Origin of the sequence: Actinomadura rubrisoli (assembly GCF_004349215.1) — a bacterium.
Classification (GTDB): Bacteria; Actinomycetota; Actinomycetes; order Streptosporangiales; family Streptosporangiaceae; genus Spirillospora; species Spirillospora rubrisoli.
The window spans coordinates 1-475 of the sequence record NZ_SMKU01000791.1; the positions used below are offsets into that span (position 1 = coordinate 1).

At 69.1% G+C, this 475-nt stretch carries 1 protein-coding gene; it reads left to right on the forward strand.

Annotated features, from left to right (window positions below):
* A partial coding sequence (locus E1298_RS47520) for an SDR family NAD(P)-dependent oxidoreductase (RefSeq protein ID WP_131903940.1) occupies positions 1–475 on the forward strand: 475 nt, incomplete at both ends.

A 475-nucleotide genomic window follows, 5' to 3' on the forward strand; every position in this document is an offset into this window, starting at 1 on the left:
CCCCTCAACCCCAACGGCACCGTCCTGATCACCGGCGGCACCGGCACCCTCGGCACCATCACCGCCAAACACCTCACCACCCACCACAACACCCGCCACCTGCTACTGCTGTCCAGGCGAGGCCCCGACGCACCCGACGCCACCGAACTCACCAAGGAACTGACCGAGCTCGGCGCCACCGTCACCCTCGCGGCGTGCGACCTGACCGACCGCGCCGACCTGGAACGCCACCTGGCCGCGCTCGATCACCCGCTCACCGCCGTGTTCCACCTGGCAGGTGTCACCGATGACGCCACCATCGAGAACCTCACCCCCGACCAACTCCACACCGTCGTCGCCACCAAAGCCGACACCGCCCACCACCTCCACCACCTCACCCGCACCACCGACCTGGCCACCTTCACCCACTACTCCAGCCTCACCGCCACCCTCGGCAACCCCGGCCAAGCCAACTACGCCGCCGCCAACACCTACC